This is a genomic window from Clostridium sp. AF19-22AC (genome assembly GCF_003479085.1).
Classification (GTDB): domain Bacteria; phylum Bacillota; class Clostridia; order Lachnospirales; family Lachnospiraceae; genus Faecalicatena_A; species Faecalicatena_A orotica.
The window spans coordinates 316000-341616 of record NZ_QUGN01000003.1 but is presented as its reverse complement, the minus strand read 5'-3'; the positions used below and the strand labels follow the sequence as shown (position 1 = coordinate 341616).

Annotated in this window: 24 protein-coding genes; 21 read left to right on the top strand and 3 right to left on the bottom strand. The window is 44.6% G+C overall.

The annotated features are described in order from the left end of the window. Positions 1 to 15: 15 nt before the first annotated feature. The 13 genes from DWX43_RS05410 (at position 16) to DWX43_RS05350 (ending at position 16957) form a co-directional block, all read left to right on the top strand. Positions 16 to 930, top strand: a complete 915-nt coding sequence (locus DWX43_RS05410; protein WP_118619315.1) for an AraC family transcriptional regulator — start codon at positions 16 to 18, stop codon at positions 928 to 930. A gap of 202 nt (positions 931 to 1132) precedes the next feature. Beyond that, positions 1133 to 4117 (top strand): glycoside hydrolase family 3 N-terminal domain-containing protein, encoded by a 2985-nt coding sequence (locus DWX43_RS05405; protein ID WP_182440626.1) that lies wholly within the window; start codon positions 1133 to 1135, stop codon positions 4115 to 4117. Positions 4118 to 4215: 98 nt separating this feature from the next. Beyond that, a complete protein-coding gene (locus DWX43_RS05400; protein WP_118619311.1) occupies positions 4216 to 4929 on the top strand; it encodes a LytTR family DNA-binding domain-containing protein in 714 nt (237 codons plus the stop codon). Then, positions 4926 to 6248, top strand: a complete 1323-nt coding sequence (locus tag DWX43_RS05395; RefSeq protein ID WP_118619309.1) for an ATP-binding protein — start codon at positions 4926 to 4928, stop codon at positions 6246 to 6248. Before DWX43_RS05400 ends, DWX43_RS05395 begins: the two co-directional genes overlap by 4 nt. 160 nt (positions 6249 to 6408) lie before the next feature. Continuing rightward, entirely contained in the window at positions 6409 to 8085 is a 1677-nt protein-coding gene (locus tag DWX43_RS05390; RefSeq protein ID WP_118619307.1) for a methyl-accepting chemotaxis protein, read from the top strand. Positions 8086 to 8383: 298 nt separating this feature from the next. Then, positions 8384 to 9379, top strand: coding sequence for a LacI family DNA-binding transcriptional regulator (locus DWX43_RS05385; protein WP_118619305.1), 996 nt, complete (start codon positions 8384 to 8386; stop codon positions 9377 to 9379). A gap of 39 nt (positions 9380 to 9418) precedes the next feature. Continuing rightward, positions 9419 to 10309 (top strand): ribokinase, encoded by an 891-nt coding sequence (rbsK, locus tag DWX43_RS05380; RefSeq protein WP_118619303.1) that lies wholly within the window; start codon positions 9419 to 9421, stop codon positions 10307 to 10309. Between the two features lie 23 nt (positions 10310 to 10332). Further along, positions 10333 to 10740, top strand: a complete 408-nt coding sequence (gene rbsD, locus DWX43_RS05375) for a D-ribose pyranase (RefSeq protein WP_118619301.1) — start codon at positions 10333 to 10335, stop codon at positions 10738 to 10740. A 38-nt stretch (positions 10741 to 10778) separates the two neighbouring features. Further along, positions 10779 to 12266 carry a sugar ABC transporter ATP-binding protein gene (locus DWX43_RS05370; protein ID WP_118619299.1) on the top strand — a complete coding sequence of 496 codons (1488 nt, stop codon included), beginning with the start codon at positions 10779 to 10781 and terminating at the stop codon, positions 12264 to 12266. Continuing rightward, positions 12266 to 13204, top strand: a complete 939-nt coding sequence (gene rbsC, locus DWX43_RS05365) for a ribose ABC transporter permease (RefSeq protein ID WP_118619297.1) — start codon at positions 12266 to 12268, stop codon at positions 13202 to 13204. Before DWX43_RS05370 ends, rbsC begins: the two co-directional genes overlap by 1 nt. Positions 13205 to 13224: 20 nt before the next feature. Further along, on the top strand, positions 13225 to 14145 hold the full coding sequence (locus tag DWX43_RS05360; RefSeq protein ID WP_118619295.1) for a D-ribose ABC transporter substrate-binding protein: 921 nt from the start codon (positions 13225 to 13227) through the stop codon (positions 14143 to 14145). Between the two features lie 94 nt (positions 14146 to 14239). Next, positions 14240 to 14800 (top strand): TetR/AcrR family transcriptional regulator, encoded by a 561-nt coding sequence (locus DWX43_RS05355; protein ID WP_118619293.1) that lies wholly within the window; start codon positions 14240 to 14242, stop codon positions 14798 to 14800. A gap of 183 nt (positions 14801 to 14983) precedes the next feature. Then, positions 14984 to 16957 (top strand): oleate hydratase, encoded by a 1974-nt coding sequence (locus tag DWX43_RS05350; RefSeq protein ID WP_118619291.1) that lies wholly within the window; start codon positions 14984 to 14986, stop codon positions 16955 to 16957. A 92-nt stretch (positions 16958 to 17049) separates the two neighbouring features. On the opposite strand, the gene DWX43_RS05345 is transcribed toward DWX43_RS05350, so the two are convergent. The 3 genes from DWX43_RS05345 to DWX43_RS05335 all read right to left on the bottom strand — a co-directional run bounded on the left by DWX43_RS05345 (position 17050) and on the right by DWX43_RS05335 (position 18149). Continuing rightward, positions 17050 to 17313 carry a hypothetical protein gene (locus DWX43_RS05345; RefSeq protein ID WP_109729579.1) on the bottom strand — a complete coding sequence of 88 codons (264 nt, stop codon included), beginning with the start codon at positions 17311 to 17313 and terminating at the stop codon, positions 17050 to 17052. 12 nt (positions 17314 to 17325) lie between these two features. Further along, a complete protein-coding gene (locus DWX43_RS05340) occupies positions 17326 to 17712 on the bottom strand; it encodes a hypothetical protein (protein WP_109729578.1) in 387 nt (128 codons plus the stop codon). A 74-nt stretch (positions 17713 to 17786) separates the two neighbouring features. Continuing rightward, on the bottom strand, positions 17787 to 18149 hold the full coding sequence (locus DWX43_RS05335; RefSeq protein ID WP_109729577.1) for a DUF2089 domain-containing protein: 363 nt from the start codon (positions 18147 to 18149) through the stop codon (positions 17787 to 17789). 359 nt (positions 18150 to 18508) lie between these two features. Between DWX43_RS05335 and DWX43_RS05330 the strand changes: the two genes are divergently transcribed. The 8 genes from DWX43_RS05330 to DWX43_RS05295 all read left to right on the top strand — a co-directional run bounded on the left by DWX43_RS05330 (position 18509) and on the right by DWX43_RS05295 (position 25470). Then, positions 18509 to 18997, top strand: a complete 489-nt coding sequence (locus tag DWX43_RS05330) for a MarR family transcriptional regulator (protein ID WP_118619289.1) — start codon at positions 18509 to 18511, stop codon at positions 18995 to 18997. Between the two features lie 250 nt (positions 18998 to 19247). After that, positions 19248 to 20435, top strand: coding sequence for a PatB family C-S lyase (locus DWX43_RS05325; RefSeq protein WP_182440625.1), 1188 nt, complete (start codon positions 19248 to 19250; stop codon positions 20433 to 20435). Positions 20436 to 20464: 29 nt separating this feature from the next. Next, complete coding sequence (locus DWX43_RS05320; protein ID WP_118619285.1) at positions 20465 to 21829, top strand: APC family permease; 1365 nt, start codon at positions 20465 to 20467, stop codon at positions 21827 to 21829. A gap of 110 nt (positions 21830 to 21939) precedes the next feature. Then, positions 21940 to 22476 carry a methylated-DNA--[protein]-cysteine S-methyltransferase gene (locus tag DWX43_RS05315; protein WP_118619283.1) on the top strand — a complete coding sequence of 179 codons (537 nt, stop codon included), beginning with the start codon at positions 21940 to 21942 and terminating at the stop codon, positions 22474 to 22476. A gap of 2 nt (positions 22477 to 22478) precedes the next feature. After that, the gene (locus tag DWX43_RS05310; RefSeq protein ID WP_118619281.1) at positions 22479 to 23744 is read left to right on the top strand and encodes a DNA repair protein; all 1266 of its coding nucleotides are present in this window, start codon (positions 22479 to 22481) and stop codon (positions 23742 to 23744) included. After that, a complete protein-coding gene (locus tag DWX43_RS05305; RefSeq protein WP_330582226.1) occupies positions 23737 to 24057 on the top strand; it encodes a YolD-like family protein in 321 nt (106 codons plus the stop codon). The genes DWX43_RS05310 and DWX43_RS05305 overlap by 8 nt, the downstream gene beginning before the upstream one ends. Positions 24058 to 24072: 15 nt before the next feature. Next, on the top strand, positions 24073 to 24648 hold the full coding sequence (locus DWX43_RS05300; RefSeq protein WP_118619279.1) for a DNA-3-methyladenine glycosylase I: 576 nt from the start codon (positions 24073 to 24075) through the stop codon (positions 24646 to 24648). 36 nt (positions 24649 to 24684) lie between these two features. Further along, entirely contained in the window at positions 24685 to 25470 is a 786-nt protein-coding gene (locus tag DWX43_RS05295) for a LytTR family transcriptional regulator DNA-binding domain-containing protein (RefSeq protein ID WP_109729569.1), read from the top strand. Positions 25471 to 25617: the final 147 nt, after the last annotated feature.

The window sequence follows — 25617 nt, the reverse complement described above, 5'->3', positions numbered from 1 at the left end:
AGGAGGTATTACATCATGTATACGTGGGAAACAATGGACAAAACGCTGGATTATATAGAAGAACATCTGGCAGAAGAAATAAGGAACGAAACATTAGCCGGTATTGCCGGATTATCTCTGTTTTATTATCAGAGACTGTTTAAACGTCTTGTGAGAAAAACGGTCCAGGAGTATATAAAACTCAGACGTCTGGCCAGGGCTGCGGAAGATCTAAAGGATATAAAAAGAAAAATTCTGGATACGGCGCTTGATTATGGTTTTTCCGATCATGCGAACTTTACAAGAGCTTTCAGAGAGACCTATCAGATCACACCGGAGGAGTACAGGAAGACACAGCCTATGCTGAATACTTTTGACCGGCCGCAGCTTTCCATGAATTATATAATGGCAGACGAGAATGTTCCGCTTATTGCAGATGGGATCGTGTTGGAAATACAAAGACAGGTCCTGCATCAGCCGGAGCCGTATCTGGGACTGGAAAAGGCGGTCAGCATTGCCGGGCAGGTCCCGGCCGGAGAAAGTACCGGGATCGATGTCCCCGGGGAACTGTGGCGTGAATTCCATGAGAAGAAAACAGGGGCGGAAGATGTAATCAATGGTGGTATTGAACTCGGAATGTCTCACTCGGCCAGCTTTGAAACAGGTACATTTCTTTACTTTGCAGGCGGCAGGGCCGTAAACGCAGAGGCAGGGAGGAATGGCATGGTTAAGCGTTTATTGCCGGCAGGGGAATATATCGTATGCAGGATTGAAGCGGAATCATTCGTGGAACTTGTTACAACAGCATTAAATCAGGCGAATAGATATTTATTCGAAATATGGCTGAAAAACCGCCAGATTGTGACAGAACCCTTTTCGGCTGAAAAATACTATAAGGATATTTCAGAATGCCCATATATGGAAATCTGGGTGAAGGAAATGGAGTTTTAAAACAAATTCATTTATGTTGATTCTGCAAATTAAGGGGAAAAAAGTACAGGTTAGGAGAGTATCCATCATTTTTTCGTATGTACTGCTAAATTAAATAATGTCAGGGTTAAAAGGCCATACAAAACATGTTCGCATGAATTGGATGGCCTTTTGCCCCGGTATCATGATTTACCGAAATAAAGATTTAGGAGGAATGAAAGAAATGATGAAAAAAGTGGGAAGGGTTCTGATCCATATTTTAATGGTGATTGTTCTGGTGCTTACTGTTGCCCTAAATGCAGCGGCAACGATCGGACGGCCTATTGCGGATGGTTTTTTGGGAACCTACAAGGTAAAGAGTGACAAGGAGACAATGAAAAGGTATCTGTCAGAGGGGGAGGAATACGCCTGCCAGACGGAAGCAGAAGGCATTGTAATGGTGCAGAACGAGGGGGAAACACTGCCCCTTAATAAGAATACGAAGCAGGTAAATGTATTCGGATGGGCTTCAACAGCATGGCTTGGTTCAGGCTCTGGTTCTGCCCAGATATCAGGTGTGGAAACAGATTTCCTGAAAGCACTTAAGGACTATGGAATCAGCTACAATACAGAACTGACTGACATGTATGAAAAATTTATGCCGGAAAGACCATATGCAAATGCGCTTGGTACATACAGCACTCAGATGTGCCGCCTATATGAACCGTCTGTTCATGATACAGATTACTATACAAAGGAAATGCTGACAGGTGCACAGGAATTTTCAGATACCGCGATCGTAGTTCTGGGCCGGTACTGTGGCGAGTCTAATGACTGCCCAAAGACACAGTATAAAATCAACCGTACATCGAAAGACGGAACCTATGAGGAATCGGATGTTATAACAGATGCCAGCCGCACCTATCTCGATATCTCTGTTGAGGAAGAAGAACTTCTGGAGTATTGCGGACAGCAGTTCGAGAATGTCATTGTGGTAGTAAATGAAACAAATGCTATGACAATGGGATTTCTGGAGACAATTCCGGGAATTGATTCCTGCCTGCTGGCCGGGACGACTGGTGTGAATGCGGCATCGGTAATTCCCGCAGTGCTTTATGGGGAAATAAACCCGTCCGGAAAAACGGCGGATACATACGCCTATGACCTGTCATCATCCGCAGCATTTGCGAATGCTGGAGCAGAGGGAGAGGGGATGTATACCAACACCGAGGGAGAAGACCTGTATCCGGCAGACGGGGAGACAACTAACGGTAATGTAGGGGATAACCCGTTCTATGAAGGTTTATACTATGTCGATTATGCCGAGGGAATCTATATTGGCTATAAGTGGTACGAGACAGCAGATGCAGAAGGATACTGGGACGATGTGGATAATGTATATGGCAAAGGTTATGAAGGCGTGGTCCAGTACCCGTTTGGATATGGCCTCTCCTATACAGAATTTGATTATGAAATAGTAAAAACTGTACCAGAAGCCGGAAGTGAACTCACAAAGGACGGGCAGATTGAGGTCACTGTGAAGGTGACAAATGTAGGGGGGACAGCGGGCAAAGAAGTCGTAGAATTGTACTATACACCTCCTTATATTAAGGGAGGGATTGAAAAATCGGCGGTGGAGCTGGCAGAATTTGGGAAGACTGATATTCTTAAGCCGGGCGAAAGCCAGGAACTGACGCTGGCTTTTGATGTAGAGGATATGGCATCCTATGACTGCTATGACGCCAATGGAAATGGAGTGACAGGATATGAACTGGACCCCGGGGAGTATCAGGTAAAAGTGATGCGTAATGCCCATGAGGCAGCAGGGAGCGGCATGAGTATTTCCTATCAGTTAAGTGAAGGAATCCACTATGAAAATGATTCCGTAACAGGGGCTGCCGTAGACAATAAGTTTACAGGAGAAGATGCCGGGGACGGCATTTCAGTAGACGGAAGTGATACTGATGCCAACATCCGGTATATGACAAGAGCTGACTTTAAAGGAACCTTTCCGGCAGAAAAAGCACCGGACCGGGCGCTTACAGACAATGCCAAAGCACTGAACCTTTATACAGAGGAAATGGCAAATGCGTGGATTGACGACTCAGACGAAAAAATTGTAACCGGTGCGGATCATGGTCTCGTACTGTATGATGAAAATGGGTTTACTGACCTTGCGTTTGAACTGGGAGCCGATTATGACAATGAAAGATGGGACGACCTGCTGGACCAGATGACGGTGGAAGAGATGGAAAGGCTGGTGCTGCACGGGTATTCCAAGAATTATGACGTAGAATCCATTGGTAAAATCCATAATCAGGAACTTGACGGACCGGCACAGTTTGGCGGCTTCACGGCAGGCATAGGCGGTGGGGAAGAAGCGACTGGATTTCCGGATGAAAATGTAGTGGCACGGACGTGGAACAGGGAACTGGCCTGGATGCTTGGGCATATTCAGGGGGCACAGGCAGGCGAAAAAGGCTACGAGGGCTGGTATGCTCCATCCTTCAATATGCATCGTACCCCACTTGGAGGAAGGAACTATGAATATTATTCAGAAGACAGTTTTCTCTCAGGGGCACTGGCAGCAAAAACAGTAGAAGGTGCACTGGATTCAGGAATGTACTGTTATATGAAGCATCTGATTGCCTATGACCAGGATTCCATGAGAGACAGTCTCTATACATGGATGACAGAACAGGCCTTACGTGAAACATATCTGAAACCATTTAAAATTGCAATTCAGGAGGGCGGGGCAACCGGAATCATGACCTCCTATAACCGTCTTGGAGCTGTGTGGGCAGGCGGAAGCAGAACACTGCTTACAGATGTGGTCCGCGGTGAAATAGGGTTTAAAGGTGCAATTATCACAGATTATTGTGATCACCATAAATATATGAATATGGATCACGCTCTCCGCGCCGGAGGAGACTTATGGATGGACGGCATGTTTGAAGGGGAATTCCAGTTTGAAACAGAGTCAGATACATTCAGACAGGCACTTAGAAGAGCCAGCAAGAACATCATATACATGTGGGTAAATGCAGGCTATGAAAATAAAATTTATAATGAGACAGCCAAGAATCCGGTTATACGGCCGGTAGAGAAAAAGGCAGTGTCACTTGTAACAAAGGTTCAGATTATTTATGATGCAGTTGCCCTGGTGCTGATTGTACTGTGGATCAGAAGTATTATAAAACGGCGCAGGCTCAGGAAGATAAAGGCATAAAATTGTACCACGGACCGCTTCAATATAAGGGATAACTATGATAAGATGGAATATAGAACCTGATCATTATCAGGAATCATCCGTAAGGGGGCGGGAAAATGGCACATGTTGTAATCGTGGAAGACGAGAATGCGTCTGTCCGGAGGCTGAAAGATTATCTGGAGCAATATGAAAAAGAGTATCAGGAGACTTTTAAGACGACGGTTTTTCATGATGGATTGGAGATTCTGGATGCCTATTCGCCGGACTTTGATATTATCCTTATGGATATCATGCTGCCACATCTGGATGGGATGAAGACGGCAAAACGTATCCGGGAGAAGGATTCCGGGGTGGTGATTATTTTCATCACAAACATGGCGAATTACGCAATCCACGGGTATGAGGTCAATGCACTGGATTTTGTGGTGAAGCCTGTGAAGTATTTTCAGTTCGCCTTAAAGTTGAAGAAAGCCCTTGAAACCGTGCGGAATAAGAAGGAAAAATTTCTTTTTCTGCCGGTTGACGGGGAAAAACGCAAGGTTTCTGTGCGGGATATTTATTATCTGGAGACGTATAACCATAATCTGTATGTCCATACGCGGGATAGTGTAATTGAATTTTACGGAACACTTCAGGCGATGGAAAAAGAACTGGAATCAAGTTTTTTTGTAAGATGTCATTCAGGATATTTAGTCAATTTGTATCATGTGACAAGCTACCGTGATGAATATGTAGTAGTGGGGGAGGAACGGATTCCGATCAGCAGACCGAAAAAGAAAGTATTTTTAAAAGCAGTCATGGATTATATTGGAAAGGGGCTGGCGAAATGACAGGCATGGCAGGAGAAGGAAGGGCACTTGTCATTATGGTGCCAACCCTTATTATATTTGGAATTATCTATATGCTGCCGGTGAAGAAACGGAAAAATTACAAGAGCGGTTTTATGGCGGTTTTATGCCTGATAGTGGCAGGGACTATAACCGGGGCGAAGTATCTTACATTTACACGAGGGATTACAATATCCGTCTATATTACCTTGTATTTATTTCTTGTGCTGATGATCTGGGCGGTCTGCCGAATCCGTTTTACGGAGTCTGTATACTGTGCTGCCTGTGTCTATCTGACACAGCATCTGTTTTATTCGGCAGTAACTGCGATATCAGAGTTCATGACTTATGGCAGTGAAACATTTGAGATGGACCAGCTCAGGTTATGTTTGTATTATTACCTGCCTCTTGCAGGAATTTGTATACCTGTCTATTTTCTGTTTATCAGACACCTGGTCAAAGATGGGAGATACCGCATTGAGAGTGGACAGTCACTTGCACTTATGATGATTACACTATTAAGTACCATCATATTAAGCCATATTTCAACCGTATTCAGTCAGGAGACAGTCAGTGGGGGAAAACTGTTCGGGATATGCAGGGTATATGCCATGCTCTGCTGCATCGTAACGCTCTGGGCACAATACAATAAATCCAGGGAACTGGCACTTCAGGAACAAATGCTGACAGAGAGTGAATTGAGACGACAGCAAATGAACCAGTTTGAGAGTTATCAGGAGAATCTGGAATTGATCAATTACAAGTGCCATGATCTCAAACAGCAGGTGGCTGCATTGCGCGGCATAGGCGGTAAGGTACCTGAAGAAGTACTCAGGAAAGTGGAAGAGTCTGTGATGATCTATGATGCCTATGTGAATACAGGAAACGAGATTCTGGATACTATCCTGACAGAGAAAAATCTCTGGTGCGAAAAGAATGGGATTACGATGGCCTGTATGGTGGATGGAAAATGTTTTGAATTTATGGAAACGATAGACATTTTTGCCATATTCGGAAATGCCCTTACAAATGCGGTGGAGAGTGTGAGCCAGATTGAAGAACCGGATAAACGAATGATATCGGTATTATCATTTGTACGCATGGATGTGGTGTTCATCCAGTTTGAAAATTACTATGAGTCAGAGATTATCCGCCACGGAGAACTGCCGGAATCCACGAAAGACAGAGACGGCAGTCATGGATATGGCCTCAAGAGTATCCGGTATTCCGTGCAGAAGTACGGTGGATACATGACAATAGATACGGAGGAAAATATCTTTAGACTTCAAATATCACTGCCTGCATTTTCCGGGAAAAATTGAAACACTGGGAGCAGTGCCGGGACTATCCACCTGTTACTTTTCCAGATCTCATCTGATATTTAAATAGTTATTTTAGGATACTCGTCCGGCTGCCCTGTATTCCTTGATAAGGGATATTTAGTATGTTACAATAGAACATATTACACAGGAGGCAATTGCAGTGAAAAACTTGAGGGTGAGGAAGAAATTAATCGTTTCTTATGCGGTAGTACTCGGATTGATGATTATGGGGATGGTTGTCAGCATTATGAATCTTGTAAGTCTGGGAAACCAGATCCAAACCTTTTATGAGGGTCCTTTTCTCGTAAAAGGAAGTGCTAATATCATTAATTCTAATTTTGAAAAAATGCAGAAGGCAGTTTACCGGACTATGTCAAATACCGATCCTGAGATTATAGAGGATGCAAAGCAGAATGCGAAAGATGCAGCTGCCGCCATAGAGGAGCAGTTACCGGTGATAGAAGAACATTTTCTGGGTGACAAACAGATTGTAAACCGGCTTGAAGAAGCATTTACAGAGCTGGAACCCATGAGGGAGCATGTTCTTGCACTGGCTGCCGAAAATAGAAATGATGAAGCAGCTGCATATATGGAAAAAAATAATCGTGTTGTGATTAATAAGGCAAAGGTGGAGTTAGACAGCTTAATTGAGAATGGCAATCAGAAAGGGGAACAGTTAATCAGCGCTCTGAAAGACAGGCAGCGGAATACGGTAATAGTGATACTGGCTTTAGGCTGCATGAGTGTCGCCATCAGCATAGTTTTTGCTGTCTACATTACACGTGGAATCACAAAGCCTGTTGAAGAATTGGAGACTGCTGCACAGAAGTTGTCCAGAGGGGAATTTTCCGATATTAAAATCGAATATCAATCGGAGGATGAGTTTGGAAAACTGGCAGATGACATGCGGTATGTAATGAATTTGCTGGCCAGAATCGTTCAGGATGAATCCCATCTGTTAAATGAAATGGCTTCAGGGAATTTCCAGATACAAAGCAGTGCGGAAGAATACTACGTGGGAGATCTGGAGCAGGTTCTGTATTCCATTCAAAAGATCAAGGGTGATTTAAGTGAGACAATATGCCAGATTCAGCAGTCTTCCAACCAGGTATCTTCCGGATCCGAGCAGATTGCTTCGAGTGCTCAGATTCAGGCTCAGGGAGCATCTGAGCAGGCGGCATTATCGGAAGAAATATCCAACTCGATCAATGATTTATCTGATAAGGTTGAAGAGAATGCGAAAAATGCTGCAAGGGCCAATCAAAGAGCAGCCCTTGTCGGAAGTGATGCTGTAGTAAGCGGGGAGCATATGCAGGATATGATGGACGCTGTCCGGAATATCAGCAGGAGTTCCAATGAGGTTAGGGCAATTATCAAAACAATTGAAGACATTGCTTTCCAGACTAATATTCTGGCATTAAATGCGGGTGTGGAAGCAGCACGTGCCGGCGCGGCAGGAAAGGGATTTTCCGTAGTTGCAAATGAGGTACGCAGTCTGGCTGCAAAGACATCTGATGCATCTAAAAGCAGCAGGATGCTAATTGAAAATTGTATCCAGTCTGCTAAAAAGGGAAAGGAACTGGCAAGTGAGATGGACCGGTCACTGACAGAAGTGGTAAAGGGGGTTGGGGAGGTAAATAAATCTGTAAGCCATATTACAACAGCCTCTGAAAACCAGGCAGTCTCCATCAGGCAGATCAGGGAGAGCATTAATCAGATCGCAGATGTCATACAAACGAATTCTGCTACGGTGGAAGAAAGTGCTGCGGCAAGTGAAGAACTGGCCAGTCAGGCGCAGCTGTTAATGGAATTAGTAGGCCATTTTGAAGTAGAGTAGCCGAACCGGCGATGAAAGGATATGCATGTCCCGCAGATTGCGATGGCATGCATATTTAATTTACTGGGGATGAGATACGGTATCTGGACTTGTGATAAGTCTGAGTATTGTATGTTTTGACTAAATTCAGAAGAGGTTTCAGTCGGTAAATATGCTTAAAAATATACAAAACATCCAAAAAAATATGAATAATGTAAAATGGATTGACAAAATAATATACAAAACATATAATAAAATCAAGCTTGAAACGGGTTTCAAAAGGTAAAATATACATGAAGTGATGAATGGAGTGACTTGAATGATTAGTATAAGAGATGTTGCAAAGCTGGCCGGTGTTTCTCCGGCGACGGTATCAAGAGTAATGAACGGCACGGCTAATGTGGATGAAGTAAAAAAACAGCGTGTACAGCAGGTTATACAGGAAACCGGTTTCAAACCAAATGAAGCTGCAAGGACCTTATATAAGAAATCGGCCCACCTGATCGGTGTGATCGTGCCGAATATTGAGAACCCATTCTTCAATGAGATGGCAAAGGCAATCGAGGGAGAAGCATATGAGCGAGGTTACAGGCTTACACTTTGCAGTTCCAACGATAACATTGAAAAAGAAAAGAACAGCATTGAACTTCTGGGGAGGATGAATGCGGACGGAATCATCCTTTTGACGAATGAGGAGGAGATATTCGACCAGATAGCGGATGCCAGGATTCCCGTTGTTGTACTGGACCGTGCGGTAAGGCATAAAAATGAGGTGGCAAGCATCATTTCCGATAACTATGAGGGAGGCCGCATGGGCATGGAACACATGCTGGACGCCGGCTGCAGGAACATCGTGGCAATGCGCGGACCACAGAATCTGTCCAGCGGCAGGGACCGGTATAAAGGATATCTGGACATATGCAGGGAAAAGCATGTAAAAGTACAATTTGTGGACTGTCTGTATGATTATGAAGACGGATTGAGGAGTACAGAACAAATTCTGAGGGAATATCCAGATGCAGACGGAATCATCGCTGCGAATGACATGGCTGCAATCTCGGCCTACAAGGTACTGACAAGACATGGGAAAAGGGTTCCTGAGGATATCCAGCTGATCGGGTTTGATAATATCATCATGAGCAGGCTGATGACCCCCGAACTCACGACGATAGCCCAGCCAATCACAGAGATGGGATCAAAGGCGGCCCAGATCCTGATTGACCATATCGAAGGAAAAGAAGTACCCCAGAAGAACATTTTTGAAGTAAAACTGATCCAGCGGGAAACAACGAAAAACAAGGTAACTAAGGCCTGAAAGAACCAGGCCTAAGTAACATAAGTAGGAGGGATTTTTATGAAGATTTCAGTGGTAGGCAGCATCAATATGGATATGACAGTAAAAGCGGAACGGATTCCGCTCAAGGGTGAGACTCTTAAGGGTGAGGATTTAAAGTATATTCCCGGAGGGAAAGGTGCGAATCAGGCAGTGGCGATGGCGAAGCTGGGTGCGGATGTGGAAATGTTCGGGTGCGTCGGGAATGACAGTGCAGGGAAAGAACTGGTTCAGAACCTGAAGGACATGGGGGTTAAGACGGACAACATCCGTACTGTGGATGGTGTGCCGACGGGGATTGCCCTGATTACGGTCGGAGAGAATGATAATACGATCATCGTGGTGGCCGGAGCAAATGACTGTGTGGATAAGGAATATGTAGACAGTATCAAAGAGGACCTGCTCCAGTCTGAGGTCGTAGTCCTGCAGCATGAGATACCACAGGAGACAAATGAATATGTTATCCGCCTCTGTCATGAAAATAATGTAAAGGTTGTGCTTAATCCGGGACCTGCAAGACCGGTGAAAAAGGAGATCGTTGATCTGGTCACCTATCTGACCCCGAATGAGCATGAGGCAAAGATTATTTTCGGCGAAGAAATCCCGACAGAAGAACTTCTTCAGAGATATCCGGAGAAACTTCTCATCACCCAGGGGGCAAAAGGTGTCAGCATGTGCCTTGCAGAAGGCAAAGTGTTGCTGGTTCCTGCACGCAGGGCGGAAGTTGTAGACACAACAGGTGCCGGAGATACATTGAACGGGGCATTTACAGTACAGATTGCAAAAGGTGAGAGTGTAAAAGATGCCCTGAAATTTGGGAATATTGCAGCCAGCCTTTCAACAGAAAAATTTGGGGCACAGGGCGGTATGCCGACATTCGAAGAGGTAACGGCAGAGCTTAACAGGATATAGAAGGAAAGAAAGGAGGAAAAGTGATGAAAAAATCAGGAATATTAAATGCAGATATTTCAAGGGTGCTCTCCTATATGGGGCATACAGATACGATTGCAATCGGGGACTGTGGACTTCCGGTCCCGGAGGAGACAGAACGCATTGATCTGGCACTTGTGAAAGGGATGCCGTCTTTCATGGATGTGCTCAAAGCGGTGTCCGCAGACATGAAGATTGAAAAAATAGTACTTGCGGAAGAAATAAAAGAAAAGAATCCAGAGGTTTTAAATGAAATACAGTCATTGTCTGCCACTTTTGAAACCGGTTTCAAAACAGAGTATGTCCCTCATGAAGAACTGAAAAAAAGAACAAAATCATGTAAGGCCGTGATCAGGACCGGAGAGACAACACCATATGCAAATATCATCCTGCAGTCAGCCTGCCTGTTTTAACAGCAGCCGGATTCAGGGGACCTTTAGGAGGAAGAAGTATGCAGATAGAAATGAAAGGAATTGACAAAGCCTTCGGAACCAATCAGGTTCTGAAAGATGCCGGATTTGTCTTAGGTGACGGGGAAGTCCATGCGCTGATGGGGGAAAATGGCGCCGGAAAATCCACACTGATGAAGATACTGACCGGCGTATATACAAAGGATGCCGGGGAAGTGTATGTGGATGGGAAAGAGGTCCACTACAGGAATCCCCAGGAAGCGGAGAAGGACGGAATCGTATTTATCCATCAGGAATTAAATGTGCTGTTTGATCTGACGGTGGAAGAAAACCTTTTCATGGGGAAGGAGATCAAAGGAAGATTCGGCCTCTGTGATTCCAAGACAATGAGGAAAAAAGCGGAGGAAGCACTGAACAGACTGGGAGTATCCATCTCCCCGGCAGAGACGATGTCCAATCTGTCTGTCGGGCAGCAGCAGATGATAGAGATCTGTAAAGCGCTGATGGTGGATGCCAAAGTCATTATCATGGATGAGCCGACGGCAGCACTTACACAGAGCGAGACAGCAGTGCTTTTTGAAGTCATTCAGGGGCTTCGGAAATCAGGTGTTTCCATCGTTTACATATCCCACCGCATGGAAGAGATTTTTGAACTCTGCGACCGTATTTCTGTGCTGCGGGACGGAACTTATGTGGGAACGAAGAACATCCCGGATACAAACATGAATGAAATTGTCAAGATGATGATCGGGCGTGAGATCGGGGAGCGCTATCCTGCACGAAGCTGTGAAATAAAAGAAGAAATACTTAGTGTGGAAGGCCTTACAAAAGAGGGCGTTTTCCAGAACATAAGCTTTTCAGTCCGTGCGGGCGAAGTGCTTGGGGTATCCGGACTCATGGGCGCCGGGCGTACGGAGATCATGCAGGCAATTTTCGGGAACCTCCCCTATGACAGCGGACATATCCTGATTGAAGGCAGAGAAGTACAGATTAAGTCACCCATGCAGGCAATGAAATACGGGATTGGATTTATCACGGAGGACAGAAAGACAGAAGGTCTGATGCTGGAAGAAAGCATTCAGACAAACGTTGCACTTGCCAATCTGGATAAAGTATCCAGCCGGAATGTATTTTTAAAGAAGAAAAAAGAGGCAGATCTGGTAAGCAGGGCGATAGAGGAACTCCACATTAAATGCTTCGGACCGGATCACGAATGTAACAACTTAAGCGGCGGAAACCAGCAGAAGGTTGTGTTTGCAAAATGGATTTATACAGACCCGAAAATCCTCATTCTGGATGAACCAACACGTGGTGTGGATATTGGTGCAAAAAAAGAGATTTATACAATCATTAACAAGCTGGCGGCAAAGGGTGTGGCGATCATCATGGTTTCCTCTGAACTGCCGGAAGTCCTCGGGATGAGCGACCGGATCATGGTAGTGCGTGAAGGCCTTGTCAGAGGAATTATAAGCAAAGAGGAAGCAAATCAGGAAAATGTTATGACGTTAGCAACAGGAGGAACAATCTAATGAATGAGAAAAAGAAAATTTTAAATCATGCCCAGGACCTGGGCGCCCTGATCGCGTTGATTCTGCTTGTAGTGGGAATCAGCTGTGTAAGCCCTGAATTCAGAACATGGAATAACTTTTTATCCCTGCTGCGCCAGTCTTCCATCAACGGACTGATCGCATTCGGCATGACGTGCGTCATCCTGACAGATGCCATCGACCTGTCGGTCGGCTCTGTGCTCGCCCTTTCGACCGCGTTGTGTGCAGGCATGATCGTAAGCGGCGTGCCGGCAGGTCTGGCAATGCTCCTTGCACTTGTGATCGGGATCCTGCTCGGCTGTGTGAGCGGTGTACTTGTAACAAAAGGAAGGCTCCAGCCGTTTATTGCAACATTAATTACGATGACAGTTTACCGGGGCCTGACAATGATTTTTACAAATGGAAAGCCGATTTCCAACCTTGGAGACAGTTTTACATTGAAAGTTGTTGGAAAAGGGAATTTCTACCACATTCCGATCCCGGTTATCCTGTTGCTTCTTATTTTTATCGGATTTTACATCCTGCTGCAGAAAACAACGTTCGGACGTGCAATCTATGCAACCGGAAGCAATGCAAAGTGTGCAAAACTCGCCGGGATCAATATTCACAGGACGAAAATTATAGCGTATGCAATTTCAGGTTTCATGGCAGCTCTTTCAGGTCTGATCCTGCTCTCCAGACTCGGTTCCGCACAGCCGACACTCGGTGACGGATATGAACTGGATGCAATCGCGGCAGTAGCGCTTGGCGGAACAAGTATGAGCGGCGGACGTGGAAAAATATACGGGACACTGATCGGTGTGCTGATCATTGCAGTATTGAATAACGGACTGAATATCTTAGGCGTTTCATCCTATTATCAGGACGTCATCAAGGGTCTTGTCATCCTCGTTGCAGTGCTGTCAGACCGCAAGCGTTAGAGAAAGGAAAGGTGAAAGTTATGAGATTAAAGAAATTAATAGTATCAGCACTGGCATGTGCAGTCTTATTTACAGCTACAGGATGCAATGCAATCACAATAGACGGAGAGGATAATTCGGGAACTGTTTCGGAGGGAAGCGGGGCAATCGGATTCTCTGTATCCACACTGAATAACCCGTTCTTCGTATCCCTTTCTGACGGGGCAAAGGAAACAGCGGCAGAGGAAGATGTAGATCTGATCGTCGTAGATGCCGGAGATGACGCAGCTAAGCAGACAAGTGACATCGAAGACCTGATTTCCAGAAACGTGAGCGTGCTGATCGTTAATCCGGTAGATTCTGATGCAGTGGGCCCTGTCGTAAAAGATGCGCTGTCAAAAGGGATCAAAGTCATTTCTGTGGACCGTGTGGTAAATGGTGCGGAAGTAGACTGCCAGATCGCATCTGATAACGTGGAGGGTGCAAAGATGGCAACGGAGTACCTGAAGGAACTGATTGGAGAAGGCGCGAAGGTTGCGGAGATTCAGGGTGTTCCGGGCGCATCTGCAACAATTGACCGCGGAGATGGCTTCCATCTGGTAGCGGATCAGGACTTTGACGTTGTGGCAAGCCAGTCTGCAAATTTTAACCGTGCAGAGGGGATGAACGTTATGGAAAATATCCTGCAGTCTGATGGTGCGATCAAGGGTGTATTTGCACACAATGATGAGATGGCGCTCGGAGCCGTAGAGGCGATCGCTGCATCCGGGAAGGATATCAAAGTGGTCGGTTTCGACGCGACTGATGATGCAGTGGCAGCAGTAAAGGCAGGAAAAATGGCGGCAACGGTTGCACAGAAGCCGGAGCTTATGGGGGAGACCGCCGTATTGACAGCATTGAAGATGATCAGCGGTGTGAGTGTGGAAAAATCCATCCCGGTAGAAGTGGAATTGATTAAGTAGATAATGTAAGAGAGGACTCTTTCCTTTTTCATAAAAATTGTGTACAATTCAGGTAAGCAATCTATTTTGCGATGCCAAGAGGAAGGAGTTCATCATGTCAAATACAACAAAATATGCACTGGAAACGTCTTTGAAAAAACTGCTCCTGCAAAAGCCGGTGGATAAGATTACAATCAGCGATATAACGAATGACTGTGGAATCAGCCGCATGGCTTTTTACTATCATTTTAAAGATATATATGACCTGATCGAATGGGTATGTCTGGAGGATGCCAGACGGGCGCTTCAGGGAAAGAAAACTTATGATACATGGCAGGAAGGATTGCAGCAGATTTTTGAGGCTGTCATTGAAAATAAGCCCTTTATCATGAACGTGTACCGTACGCTCAGCCGTGAGCAGATCGAGAATTATCTGTTCAAGCTGACCCACAGCCTTTTGATCGGTGTTGTGGAGGAGAAGTCAGCGGGGTTTGATATTACGGAAGAGGAAATGGCCTTCATTGCAGATTTTTACAAATACGGGTTCGTGGGAATCATGCTGGACTGGATTAAGGACGGGATGAAGGAGGATTATGGGGATATCACGGATAAACTCAGCATTACCCTGAAAGGAAATATAGCAAACTCTATCCAGAATTTCAGCAGCCGCTCATAATTCTTAAAAAGATATGATTTCGTAACTGCTCATGTACCCGAACAGTTACATGTATTATACAAAACAGGGGATTTGATAAAAAACTTATCAAATCCCCTGTTTTGTAAATTGCGGGATATAACCTTCAGGACTATGATGTAGCTGTAGCAAAGAAAAAGATACTTCAGAAAGGCGGTAACAGCTATGGCAAAAAAAGGAACAAAATTTGGTGTTGCTTCTGCAATTGCAGTAGGTGCAGGTGCAGCTGCATTATATGCAAAGAAATCAAGAGAAAATAAAAAAGACGAAAATAAAGAAAAAGCAACTGTATCAGAGGAAAACGAATACCGAAATACAGAGCGTGGAAAAGACGAGAAAAATAGTAAGGGAATCCGGTATACGAATGGAAACTATGAAGCATTTGCCCGTCCGGAGAAGCCGGAAGGCGTGGATGAAAAAAATGCGTACATCGTAGGAAGCGGACTCGCATCCCTTGCAGCAGCATGTTTCCTCGTGAGGGACGGCCAGATGGAGGGCTCCCACATTCACATACTGGAGGCGATGGATATTGCAGGAGGAGCCTGTGACGGTATATACGATTCCACCCGCGGCTATATCATGAGGGGTGGAAGAGAGATGGAAAATCATTTCGAATGCCTGTGGGATTTGTTCCATAGCATCCCTTCCATCGAGACGCCGGATGTCTCCGTATTAGATGAGTATTACTGGCTGAACAAACATGACCCGAATTACTCTCTGTGCCGGGCAACTGTGAACAGGGGAGAAGATGCACATACGGACGGAAAGTTCAACTTAAGCCAGAAGGGCTGCATGGAAATCATGAAACTTTTCATGACAAAAGACGAGGACCTTTACGATAAAACGATCGAAGATGTGTTTGACGAAGAAGTATTCGATTCCACATTCTGGCTGTACTGGAGGACCATGTTTGCATTCGAGAACTGGCACAGTGCCTTGGAAATGAAATTATATTTCCAGAGATTTATCCACCATATCGGAGGCCTGCCGGATTTCAGCGCCCTCAAATTTACAAAATACAACCAGTATGAATCACTGATTCTTCCAATGCAGAGATATCTGGAAAAGGCAGGCGTTGATTTCCAGTTCAACACGGAAGTGACGAATGTTATCTTTGACTGCAAAGGCAGCAAAAAAGTCGCAACAGCTATTGAGTGTAAAGTGAAGGGCGTTGAAAAAGGAATCCTTCTGACCGAAAATGACCTTGTATTCGTGACAAACGGCAGCTGTACGGAGGGAACAATTTATGGCGATCAGAATCATGCACCGAACGGCGACGCGGAAGTAAGGACCAGCGGATGCTGGAGCCTCTGGAAAAACATTGCTAAACAGGACCCGTCCTTCGGACATCCGGAGAAGTTCTGCTCTGATATCCAGAAGACGAACTGGGAATCCGCCACAATTACAACACTGGATGATAAGATTATCCCTTATATTACAAATATCTGTAAACGTGACCCAAGAAGCGGAAAAGTCGTTACAGGCGGTATCGTAAGCTGTAAGGATTCTAAATGGCTGATGAGCTGGACAATAAACAGACAGGGACAGTTCAAGGATCAGGACCCGGAGAAGGTATGCGTCTGGGTATATGGGTTATTTACAGATGTGCCCGGGGATTATGTGAAAAAGCCGATGAAAGAATGTACCGGAAAAGAGATTACCGAAGAATGGCTGTTCCACTTAGGTGTTCCGGTCGAACTGATTCCTGATCTGGCTGAAAACAGTGCCGTATGTGTACCGACCATGATGCCGTACATCACAGCATTCTTTATGCCAAGGACAAAAGGTGACAGGCCGGACGTCATCCCGGATGGCTGTGTGAACTTTGCCTTTCTCGGACAATTTGCCGAGACACCGAGGGATACTGTTTTCACAACAGAATACTCAGTAAGAACGGCTATGGAAGCGGTTTATGGACTGCTCGGCGTCGACAGGGGCGTTCCAGAAGTATGGGGAAGTGTGTATGATATCCGTGAACTGCTCGACAGCTCCGTAAAACTGATGGATGGAAAATCCCCGCTCGAGATCGAACTGCCCGGACCGCTCAATGTACTGAAAAAGCCTTTGATCGGCCTTGTTAAGGGAACCGTAATAGAGAAGCTGTTAAGAGACCATGATGTACTGAAAGAGAATATGTAGCCATGTGAACAAGGAGAGGGAGACCATGCTTTAATTAGCAGATCTCCCTCTATGATTCTTGTTTCATACGTGGAAAGTACGTCTCATACTTTCTATATTCGTATGGACACAAAGGTTCCGTCAGCAGCCTCCACATGAACCACCTCAAGCCCTTTATTCTCTTTAAGAATATCCTGACATTCTTCCAGAATCATCCGCACATTCTCTTTTGTAACCAAACCGGAATAAGGTTCGGGTATATTCCTATTCATTTCCAGAAAGACGTGTTCCGGGATCACCCTGATAACGAACCCGGCCATGCCGATGGGGACGGGAATGGATAAATGAAATCCCGTTGTCCTGATCTTTATCTTCATAACAGCATCCTCTTATTTGTCAACATATATCCGAACGGTTGTTCCGTCAGCGGCTTCCACATTGACGAAATCCCCGTCGGTTTCGTCTTCCAGACATTCGAGAATGGCATCCATCATAGCGGGCAGATCGAATCCCTCAAGATCCGCTTCCGGTATCGGGAGTTTCCCCGTTACTTTGAGAATCTTCTTAATCGCACCAACCGGGAACTGGACTTTCACTTTGTCTCCGGTCGTGCTGTCTACGATGATACGGAACATTTTCTTATCATACCCTGTTTTTGTGACTGCAGCCTGTGGTACGCTCAGTTCTGTGTTAATGGCAGACATAAGCTCTGCCCCCTGTTCTGCGGTAATCGTTCCATCCTCGATCATTTTTAAAATTCTTAATGTTTCATCCATGTCAATTCTCCTTTTCATTTTAAAGATACCGCGGTATACCCGCGGTGAAGCTTTCATTTCCTTCTTAGGTCACACTATTTCAACTGTGCGAGTGCCTCTTCAGCAGTTATCTCCTTATTTTCCAGAGCCCGGAGTATCTCCTCCTTCTTTTTTGACTTCTGGTCGGAGGATTCTGTCTCATAGCCCAGCTTTTTTATGACAGAATCCAGTCTGGAGCGGACGGTTGGGTAAGAGATACCCAGTTCCTTTTCCATCTCTTTGATATTGCCCCTGCACCGTATGAAAGTCTCTGTAAAATAGAGCTCCTCGTCGGACAGATAATCAAATTTGCTGAGTCTGAAATTATTCTCGATCACGGTTTCACAGGAATCGCATTTCAGCCTGACTACGGTCAGCTCGTTATTGCAGATGGGGCAGCGGCTGATGACTTTGTTCATATAATCACTCCCTTTCGATTGCTTCTACTAATAATATAACACAGATATTAAAAAAATCAATATATAAATTAAATATTTTAATATAAATATTGAAAAAATTAATTTAATCATGAAAAATATAAAAATATATATTGTGTATATGGACATATCATAAGGGCAGAGCATTACTGTTCCCACCGTGCCGTGCACTTAGCTGCATTGCACCGGGGCCGATAAAGTGACAGAAATTTATTAGCTATTTATTGATTTCTATACTTTATAATTGTATACTTATAAAAGAATTGATGAGGCAGCAGTACGAAATCGACGCAGGAAGCCATTGAATGCAAGATTAAGCCGATAAAGGAGTAGAGTTAGACATGGAAGAAGACCGCTATAAGCTTTTTGAACAGCTATGGAATGCACAGGATGAGGCATATGATTTAATGTGTGAGTATGACACCCTTCCTCATCATTATGGAAATCATATATTGTTTCAGACAGAAGGCCATATTGTAGATTTGATTGCAGAACATCCCGGTATTACGGTAACTGAGCTGGGAATGATTTTGAAAAAGACAACAAGTGCGTGTTCACAGATCGTAAGGAAATTGCGTAGTAAAGGATATGTAGACCAGACGCGGAATGACCAGAATAACCGCATTTATAATTTGTGCCTTACTAAAAAGGGGGAAGAATTATACAAAGACCATGTAGAATTCAACCACTTATGCCAGCGGACCACCTATCATATGCTGGAGGACTTTTCAGAAGAAGAATTGCAGAATCATATAGCAGTTCAGAAAATGCTGAATGCTGCATACAGGGAAGATATTAAGCGCAGCCGCAATTATGATGTTTCAAAATAATGAGTTTTCTGGTGCAAGAGAATCCTGTTAACAGGATTTTTTCTTTGCATCAGGGGCTCTTTTTTTATGCTTGTTTTTGTGAAAATATAACAAAAATATGGTAAAAAACATAAATGTATTGACAATTTTAGACAGTGGTATTATATTAAAATAAAAGTTAAGCAGCTTAATAATTAAATAACTTTAATGTTATGCATAGTAATGCAGTGCAGAATCTGTAACTATGTATTTTACAACAGGAGGTATTCAGATGAAATTTGATTTCGACGAAATAATTGACCGGCGCGGTACAAACAGTATGGAATATGATGTCACGGATGAGTATATGGCAGAGTTTAATTGGGGGCCTGTTCCTGCCGATTTTATACCAATTGATGTTGCTGATATGGATTTCCGGTGTGCCCCGTGTATCAGGACAGCGCTCCAGAAAGTAGTAGATTTTAATCTTTATGGTTACTGCTTTACCCACCCCAGTCTGCACAATGGGTATTATGAAGCCATTATTGGCTGGTACGCCAGAAGACATGACTGGCATGTGAAAAGAGAGGAAATTTTATACAGTGCAGGGACGCTTACAGGAATTACTGCTGCAATTAAGGCGGTTTCTGGGTATGGTGACAGCATACTTGTCACACCCCCGGTATATACTCCGTTTTATTCAACCATCCGGAACGCAGACCGCAAGGTAGTGAAAAGCCATTTACTAGATAATGACGGATACTATACGGTTAACTGGGAGGATTTTGAAAAAAAGACGGCACTGGCAGAAGTGAAAGCTTTTCTATTATGCAGTCCGCATAATCCTGTCGGGCGTGTGTGGACAGCAGATGAATTAAAGCGGATATATGACATATGTACCAAAAATGATGTGGTCGTGATTGCTGACGAGATACACGGGGATATTGTACGCAGAGAAACAGTATTTACACCGATAGGAAAGATAACAGATGCACAAAACCTGATTGTGTGTGCAGGAGCAAGTAAATCGTTTAATCTTGCATCTTTGGAAGCAAGCCATCTGATTATAAAAGATAAAGCGCTAAGATGTAAAACTGCAGAACAGCTTCACTGTAACCCGACACCATTTGTTCTGGAGGCGGTGAAAGCAGCCTATAACGAAGGGGAAGAGTGGTTCGAACAGCTGCGGGAATATCTGGATGAAAATATTGATTTTGTCATCGCATTTTTAAAAGAAAATATGCCCGAAGTAAAGGTATGGAGGCCGGAAGGAACATATCTGCTGTGGATGGATTTTTCAGCTTATGGACTGTCAGATGATGAACTGTTAGACCGCTGTTATAATAAAGCAGGTGTTTTCGTGGAACAAGGAAGAGATTTTGATGAGGGAGGCTCACCAGGATATATCCGTGTCTGCACATCCATCCCCCGCATCCGTTTAGAAGAAGCATTTTCAAGAATCTGCAGTCAATTCAAGTAGAATTATTTCTATAAATAAGGAGGTATTTTATGAAATCCACAAAGCTGACAACATTGGAACTTTATAGTTATACGATTGGCGGCGTCATTGGTTCAGGTCTCTTTATCCTGCTTCCGATAGCGATAGGACTGGCTGGGAAAGGAGCCATTTTTGCAATGATTATGGGTGTGCTGCTGGCTTTCTTTGCACAACTCTTTAACTTTATTATAGCCTCGATGTTTCCTTTAAAAGGAGGGGATTACAGCCAGATGGCATTCCTTATGCCGCCTGTTGTTAGTGGAATTTACGGATTCCTCTGGCTGATTGCCTCACTGACTATGGCAGGATATGCAACATCCGCGATTTCCTATACGTCATCTGTCATTACTTCCGTACCTTCAGAGAGCAAACTGCTGTCAATTGGTATTATCACGCTGTTTTTTGGAATCAGCTATTTTGGTACGAAATTTGGGGGAAAAGTAGAGAGCGCTATGACGGTCATACTGTTAGGAGCTTTATTACTATTTGTAATAATGGGTCTTCCTAAGATAAATTTTTCAAAATATATAAGTGAGGGTGGCTTTTTTGACTGTGGTTTTTCAAATTTTGCGGCAGCCTGCAATATGTGCTTATATGCAGTACTTGGCTGTACATTAGTTCCGGTAAGTTTAAGCTCTGAATTGAAAAGACCTACGAGAGAAGCGCCAAAAGCCATGATTGGCTGCAGTCTGATTGTTTTGGTTATTTCTACATTGATTGTTTTCGTTGCAACGGGAGTACTTCCCATTGAGCAGGTTGCCAATAAGGATCTTTCTGTTGTAGCCCAGTATATTTTCCCGAAAGGTGTGTTTGTGGCATTTATACTGTGCGGGGCAGTACTGGCACTGCTGACTTCTTTATTTACATCGGTTACAACCTTCCGTTATCCGATCATGCAGATGGCAGATGAAGGATGGATCCCCCCTGTATTTAAAAAGAAAGCGAAGAATGGATGGCCGTATGTTTCCATGACTGCATTGTATCTGATTACATTGATTCCGATTATATTTAATATTTCATTTGATACAATAGTATCGCTGACGAATCTGGTATTTTACATTATTATTTTCTTTGCTGTTGTAAAATGCATGGCTCTGCCTAAAAAATATCCGGAACCCTGGAAATGTTCTTTCCTGCATGCAATGCCGATTCCTGTTTACTACATATTTTGCAGCGTAGGTTTGATTGCCTGTGGATATATGATTTATGGTTCCTGTGCAGGACAAAGTTTTGGATTTATTATTGCTTCATTTGCGACAATTCTAATAGTTGCAGTTTACGTTATCTGGAGACTGAAAGTAAAGGCTGTAAGCATCGAATATCTTAAGTCACAAAAACAGAAGGTAATTGAGGAAGCGCTTTCTTATAAGGAATAAGTAGAAGTATTGATTTACCTGCCGTGGGGAAATTTGTCCGTAGGATTTAAAATAAGACCTTGAAAACGAACGAATGTTCTGATAGAATAAAAAGCAAAAGGAGGGCGCCCATGTATTATTCAGCACACTATTCCTCACCGGCAGGCGGGATTACAATTGTATCTGACGGGGTGAATCTGTCAGGCCTGTGGCTGGACGGTCAGAAGTATTTTTATGGAACACTTAAGGAAGAACCAACGGAAAATGATAACATCCCGGTCCTGCAGTCTGCGAAAGACTGGCTTGACCGGTATTTTGCAGGAATGAAGCCCGGGATATCGAAGCTTCCTCTGGCTCCTGCCGGCAGTGAGTTCAGACAGGAAGTCTGGAAGATACTCTGTGAGATCCCATATGGGAGTGTCATGACTTATGGAGAAATTGCAGAGAGACTCGCTGTAAAGAAGGGACTTAGCCGTATGTCCGCCCAGGCTGTCGGGGGCGCAGTCGGACACAACCCGATTTCCATTGTGATACCCTGCCACCGTGTAGTGGGGAGCGACGGGAGCCTGACCGGATATGCAGGCGGAATAGAAAAAAAAGAAGCACTCCTGCGTCTGGAAGGGGTAGATCTAAGCCGGTATCACTGGCCTAAGAAAGGGCGGCAGTGAATATGACCGGAGATAAAGTCTATATCTGTATAGATCTGAAGTGCTTTTATGCATCCGTAGAATGTGTGGAGCGTGGTCTGGACCCGCTGGAGACGAATCTGGTAGTGGCAGACCCTGAAAGGTCGGAAAAGACGATCTGTCTGGCCGTTTCGCCGGCGATGAAAGAGCTGGGAGTACCCGGTAGATGCAGGGTTTTCCAGATTCCAAAGAACATCGAATATATCATGGCACCGCCGAGGATGCAGTTGTACATCGATTATTCTGCTGAAATCTATGCCATTTACCTGAAATATATAGAAAGTGCGGACATCCATGTGTATTCTGTGGACGAGGTTTTTATGGATGTGACCGACTATCTGTCAATGTACCAGATGACGGCAAAGGAGCTGGGTATGAGGATCATGCAGGACATCATGGACAGCACAGGGATTACTGCCACCTGCGGGATTGGCACGAACCTGTATCTGGCTAAGATTGCATTGGATATTACGGCGAAGCATGTGCCCGACCATATAGGCATCCTTGATGAAGCATCATACCGTGGGACACTGTGGACCCACAAACCGCTCAAAGATTTCTGGAGGATCGGTACAGGGACGGCCGTCCGTCTGGAGCGGGTGGGGATTACGACGATGGGAGAGATAGCCCGGGCAGATGAAGGGCTTCTCTATCAGCTATTCGGCATAGATGCGGAACTTCTGATCGACCATGCATGGGGACGGGAGCCAACGACGATAGCGGATATTAAGAATTACAAGGCAAAATCAAATTCCATATCCAGCGGGCAGGTATTGAGCCGGGATTATCATTATGAGGAAGGGAAACTCATTGTCAAGGAGATGGCAGAACTGCTCTGTCTGGAACTGGTGGATAAGGGGCTGGTTACGGATTCTCTCACGCTTCATGTTGGATACAGTAACCGGATAGAAAAAAAATCTGCGCACGGTACGATCTCCATGACGGTTACGACAAGCTCCGCCCGGCAGATCAGGTCGTATGCACTGAAGCTGTATGAAAGGATTGTAGACAGATTCACGGCAGTCCGCAGGGTATATCTCACATTCAATCATGTCATAGATGAGGCATACCAGCAGTATGACCTGTTTACAGACCCGACCGGACTGGAAAGGGAACACCGCATGCAGCAGGCGATGCTTAATATCAAGGAAAAGTATGGTAAGAATGCGATATTAAAAGGCATGAATCTGATGGAAAATGGAACGACAATAGAACGTAACCGGCAGATCGGAGGACACCGCAGTGAATAGTAAAATGAGCAGGGAAGAGCGGGCAAAGCAGTTCATGCCGTTTGCGGCCTTAAAAGGTTATCCGGAGGCATTGAAGAAAAAAGAAAAAATTGTGGTCCCAAAGCGGGAACTGTCAGAAGAGTACCAGAAGGAACTGGATCAGAAACTCAGGCAGGTTCATAAAAATGATATCATAACAGTCATTTATTTTTCCAATCATGAGTATCTGAAGCTGACAGGGATGGTGTCAAGGATAGATGAGACAGCCAGACTTCTTAAAATTGTGAATACAAAGATCTCATTTGATGATTTGTATGATATTATAATCGAATGAAAGGATAACAGCAGTATGGATAATAAGACAAGATGTTCCTGGGCGGGAGATACTCCCATATACATAGACTACCATGATAATGAATGGGGACGGCCGGTTCATGACGACGCCAAATTGTTTGAGATGCTGATTCTGGAAAGTATGCAGGCAGGACTGTCGTGGATCACAATCCTGAAAAAAAGAGAGGCATTCCGTGAAGCATTCGATGGTTTTGACCCGGAGAAGGTTGCACATTACGGGGATGATAAGATTGAAGAGCTTATGTCGAACGAGAAAATCATAAGGAACCGGCGGAAGATATCAGCCGCTGTTAATAATGCGAATCTCTTTTTGAAGATTCAGGAGGAGTACGGAAGTTTTGATAAGTTTATATGGTCATATGTAGACGGCACTCCCGTGACCGGGCACTGGGATAATATAGAAGATTTGCCTGCGAACACCGCGCTTTCTGACCGGATAAGCAAGGACTTGAAAAAAATGGGATTTAAATTTCTGGGAACAACTATCGTATATTCATTCCTTCAGGCGACAGGTATCGTCAATGACCATATAAAAGACTGTTTCGTTTATGAGGAGGTAAAGCACAGCTGATCTTCAACGTTTCAGGGCAAACCGGAGGTGGCTTACATGGGAAAACAGCGTTATACTGAAAAGAATATTCTGGACAAATCGAGGGAGCTGATTCACGCATTTATGAACAAACAGCTTCTTCCTTTTGTTGAACTGCTGGATGAAGACTTTGTCTGGGTCGGGGATTATTCTTCACAATATATTCAGGGGCGTGACAAGTTTTTAAAAACGATAGAGTCGGAAGGGGAACTGCCGCCACTGGAGATTTCACAGGAGGAGTATGCTATGCTGACGCATGAGCGGCATACATGGGTGACTTATGGCAGATTTATAGTAACGAGCCGGGGAGCGGATGGCACATCATTATCCAGCGGGGTACATTTTACGTTCGTCTGGAAGCAGGAGAAAGAAGATCTGCATCTGCTTCACGCCAATGCCTGCCATATTCAGAATGAACAGGCGCCGCAGGACCAGACACCGCAGGCAAGAGTGTTTGACCGCGTGAATACAGAAATCCTTTCCGGTGGGAAGATGGAAAAGATCAGGATAAAGGACTTAAATGGCAATATCCATTTTTTCTTTCCCGGTGAAATCATATATATGAAATCGGATGATAAGATTACTACCATTTCTACAGAGACGGATTCCATTACTGCCAGGGTAACGCTGAATGAGATGGAACACCCCCATTTCGTCCGTATCCACAACAGCTATCTCGTGAATATCCGTTATATCCGGGAAATCTGCCGGTATAAGGCGACTTTGAGTGACGGAACACAGCTCCCCATCGGGCAGACTCGCTATAAGGAGATTCAAAAACGAATTTCCGGAAAATTAACATAATCTACTATTTAAAGCAGTGCTATTTATGGTACAATAAAGCATAATAAATTCTCACGATAAGGAGGGCGGGAAGGCGGCTGGGAAGGCCGCAAAAGCGAACAGGCACCAGTCAAGATTGGTATACAGACGGCCGGAACAGGGGCCGGT

What these genes read in the sequence shown, in the direction of transcription:
- DWX43_RS05355 (WP_118619293.1), top strand. Translation starts at nt 14,240, where the DNA reads ATGTCAAATACAACAAAATATGCACTGGAAACGTCTTTGAAAAAACTG.
- rbsD (WP_118619301.1), top strand. Translation starts at nt 10,333, where the DNA reads ATGAAAAAATCAGGAATATTAAATGCAGATATTTCAAGGGTGCTCTCC.
- DWX43_RS05350 (WP_118619291.1), top strand. Translation starts at nt 14,984, where the DNA reads ATGGCAAAAAAAGGAACAAAATTTGGTGTTGCTTCTGCAATTGCAGTA.
- DWX43_RS05405 (WP_182440626.1), top strand. Translation starts at nt 1,133, where the DNA reads ATGATGAAAAAAGTGGGAAGGGTTCTGATCCATATTTTAATGGTGATT.
- DWX43_RS05295 (WP_109729569.1), top strand. Translation starts at nt 24,685, where the DNA reads ATGGGAAAACAGCGTTATACTGAAAAGAATATTCTGGACAAATCGAGG.
- DWX43_RS05310 (WP_118619281.1), top strand. Translation starts at nt 22,479, where the DNA reads ATGACCGGAGATAAAGTCTATATCTGTATAGATCTGAAGTGCTTTTAT.
- DWX43_RS05385 (WP_118619305.1), top strand. Translation starts at nt 8,384, where the DNA reads ATGATTAGTATAAGAGATGTTGCAAAGCTGGCCGGTGTTTCTCCGGCG.
- DWX43_RS05400 (WP_118619311.1), top strand. Translation starts at nt 4,216, where the DNA reads ATGGCACATGTTGTAATCGTGGAAGACGAGAATGCGTCTGTCCGGAGG.
- DWX43_RS05360 (WP_118619295.1), top strand. Translation starts at nt 13,225, where the DNA reads ATGAGATTAAAGAAATTAATAGTATCAGCACTGGCATGTGCAGTCTTA.
- DWX43_RS05395 (WP_118619309.1), top strand. Translation starts at nt 4,926, where the DNA reads ATGACAGGCATGGCAGGAGAAGGAAGGGCACTTGTCATTATGGTGCCA.
- DWX43_RS05410 (WP_118619315.1), top strand. Translation starts at nt 16, where the DNA reads ATGTATACGTGGGAAACAATGGACAAAACGCTGGATTATATAGAAGAA.
- DWX43_RS05370 (WP_118619299.1), top strand. Translation starts at nt 10,779, where the DNA reads ATGCAGATAGAAATGAAAGGAATTGACAAAGCCTTCGGAACCAATCAG.
- rbsC (WP_118619297.1), top strand. Translation starts at nt 12,266, where the DNA reads ATGAATGAGAAAAAGAAAATTTTAAATCATGCCCAGGACCTGGGCGCC.
- DWX43_RS05335 (WP_109729577.1), bottom strand. Translation starts at nt 18,149, where the DNA reads ATGAACAAAGTCATCAGCCGCTGCCCCATCTGCAATAACGAGCTGACC.
- DWX43_RS05330 (WP_118619289.1), top strand. Translation starts at nt 18,509, where the DNA reads ATGGAAGAAGACCGCTATAAGCTTTTTGAACAGCTATGGAATGCACAG.
- DWX43_RS05320 (WP_118619285.1), top strand. Translation starts at nt 20,465, where the DNA reads ATGAAATCCACAAAGCTGACAACATTGGAACTTTATAGTTATACGATT.
- DWX43_RS05345 (WP_109729579.1), bottom strand. Translation starts at nt 17,313, where the DNA reads ATGAAGATAAAGATCAGGACAACGGGATTTCATTTATCCATTCCCGTC.
- DWX43_RS05315 (WP_118619283.1), top strand. Translation starts at nt 21,940, where the DNA reads ATGTATTATTCAGCACACTATTCCTCACCGGCAGGCGGGATTACAATT.
- rbsK (WP_118619303.1), top strand. Translation starts at nt 9,419, where the DNA reads ATGAAGATTTCAGTGGTAGGCAGCATCAATATGGATATGACAGTAAAA.
- DWX43_RS05325 (WP_182440625.1), top strand. Translation starts at nt 19,248, where the DNA reads ATGAAATTTGATTTCGACGAAATAATTGACCGGCGCGGTACAAACAGT.
- DWX43_RS05300 (WP_118619279.1), top strand. Translation starts at nt 24,073, where the DNA reads ATGGATAATAAGACAAGATGTTCCTGGGCGGGAGATACTCCCATATAC.
- DWX43_RS05340 (WP_109729578.1), bottom strand. Translation starts at nt 17,712, where the DNA reads ATGGATGAAACATTAAGAATTTTAAAAATGATCGAGGATGGAACGATT.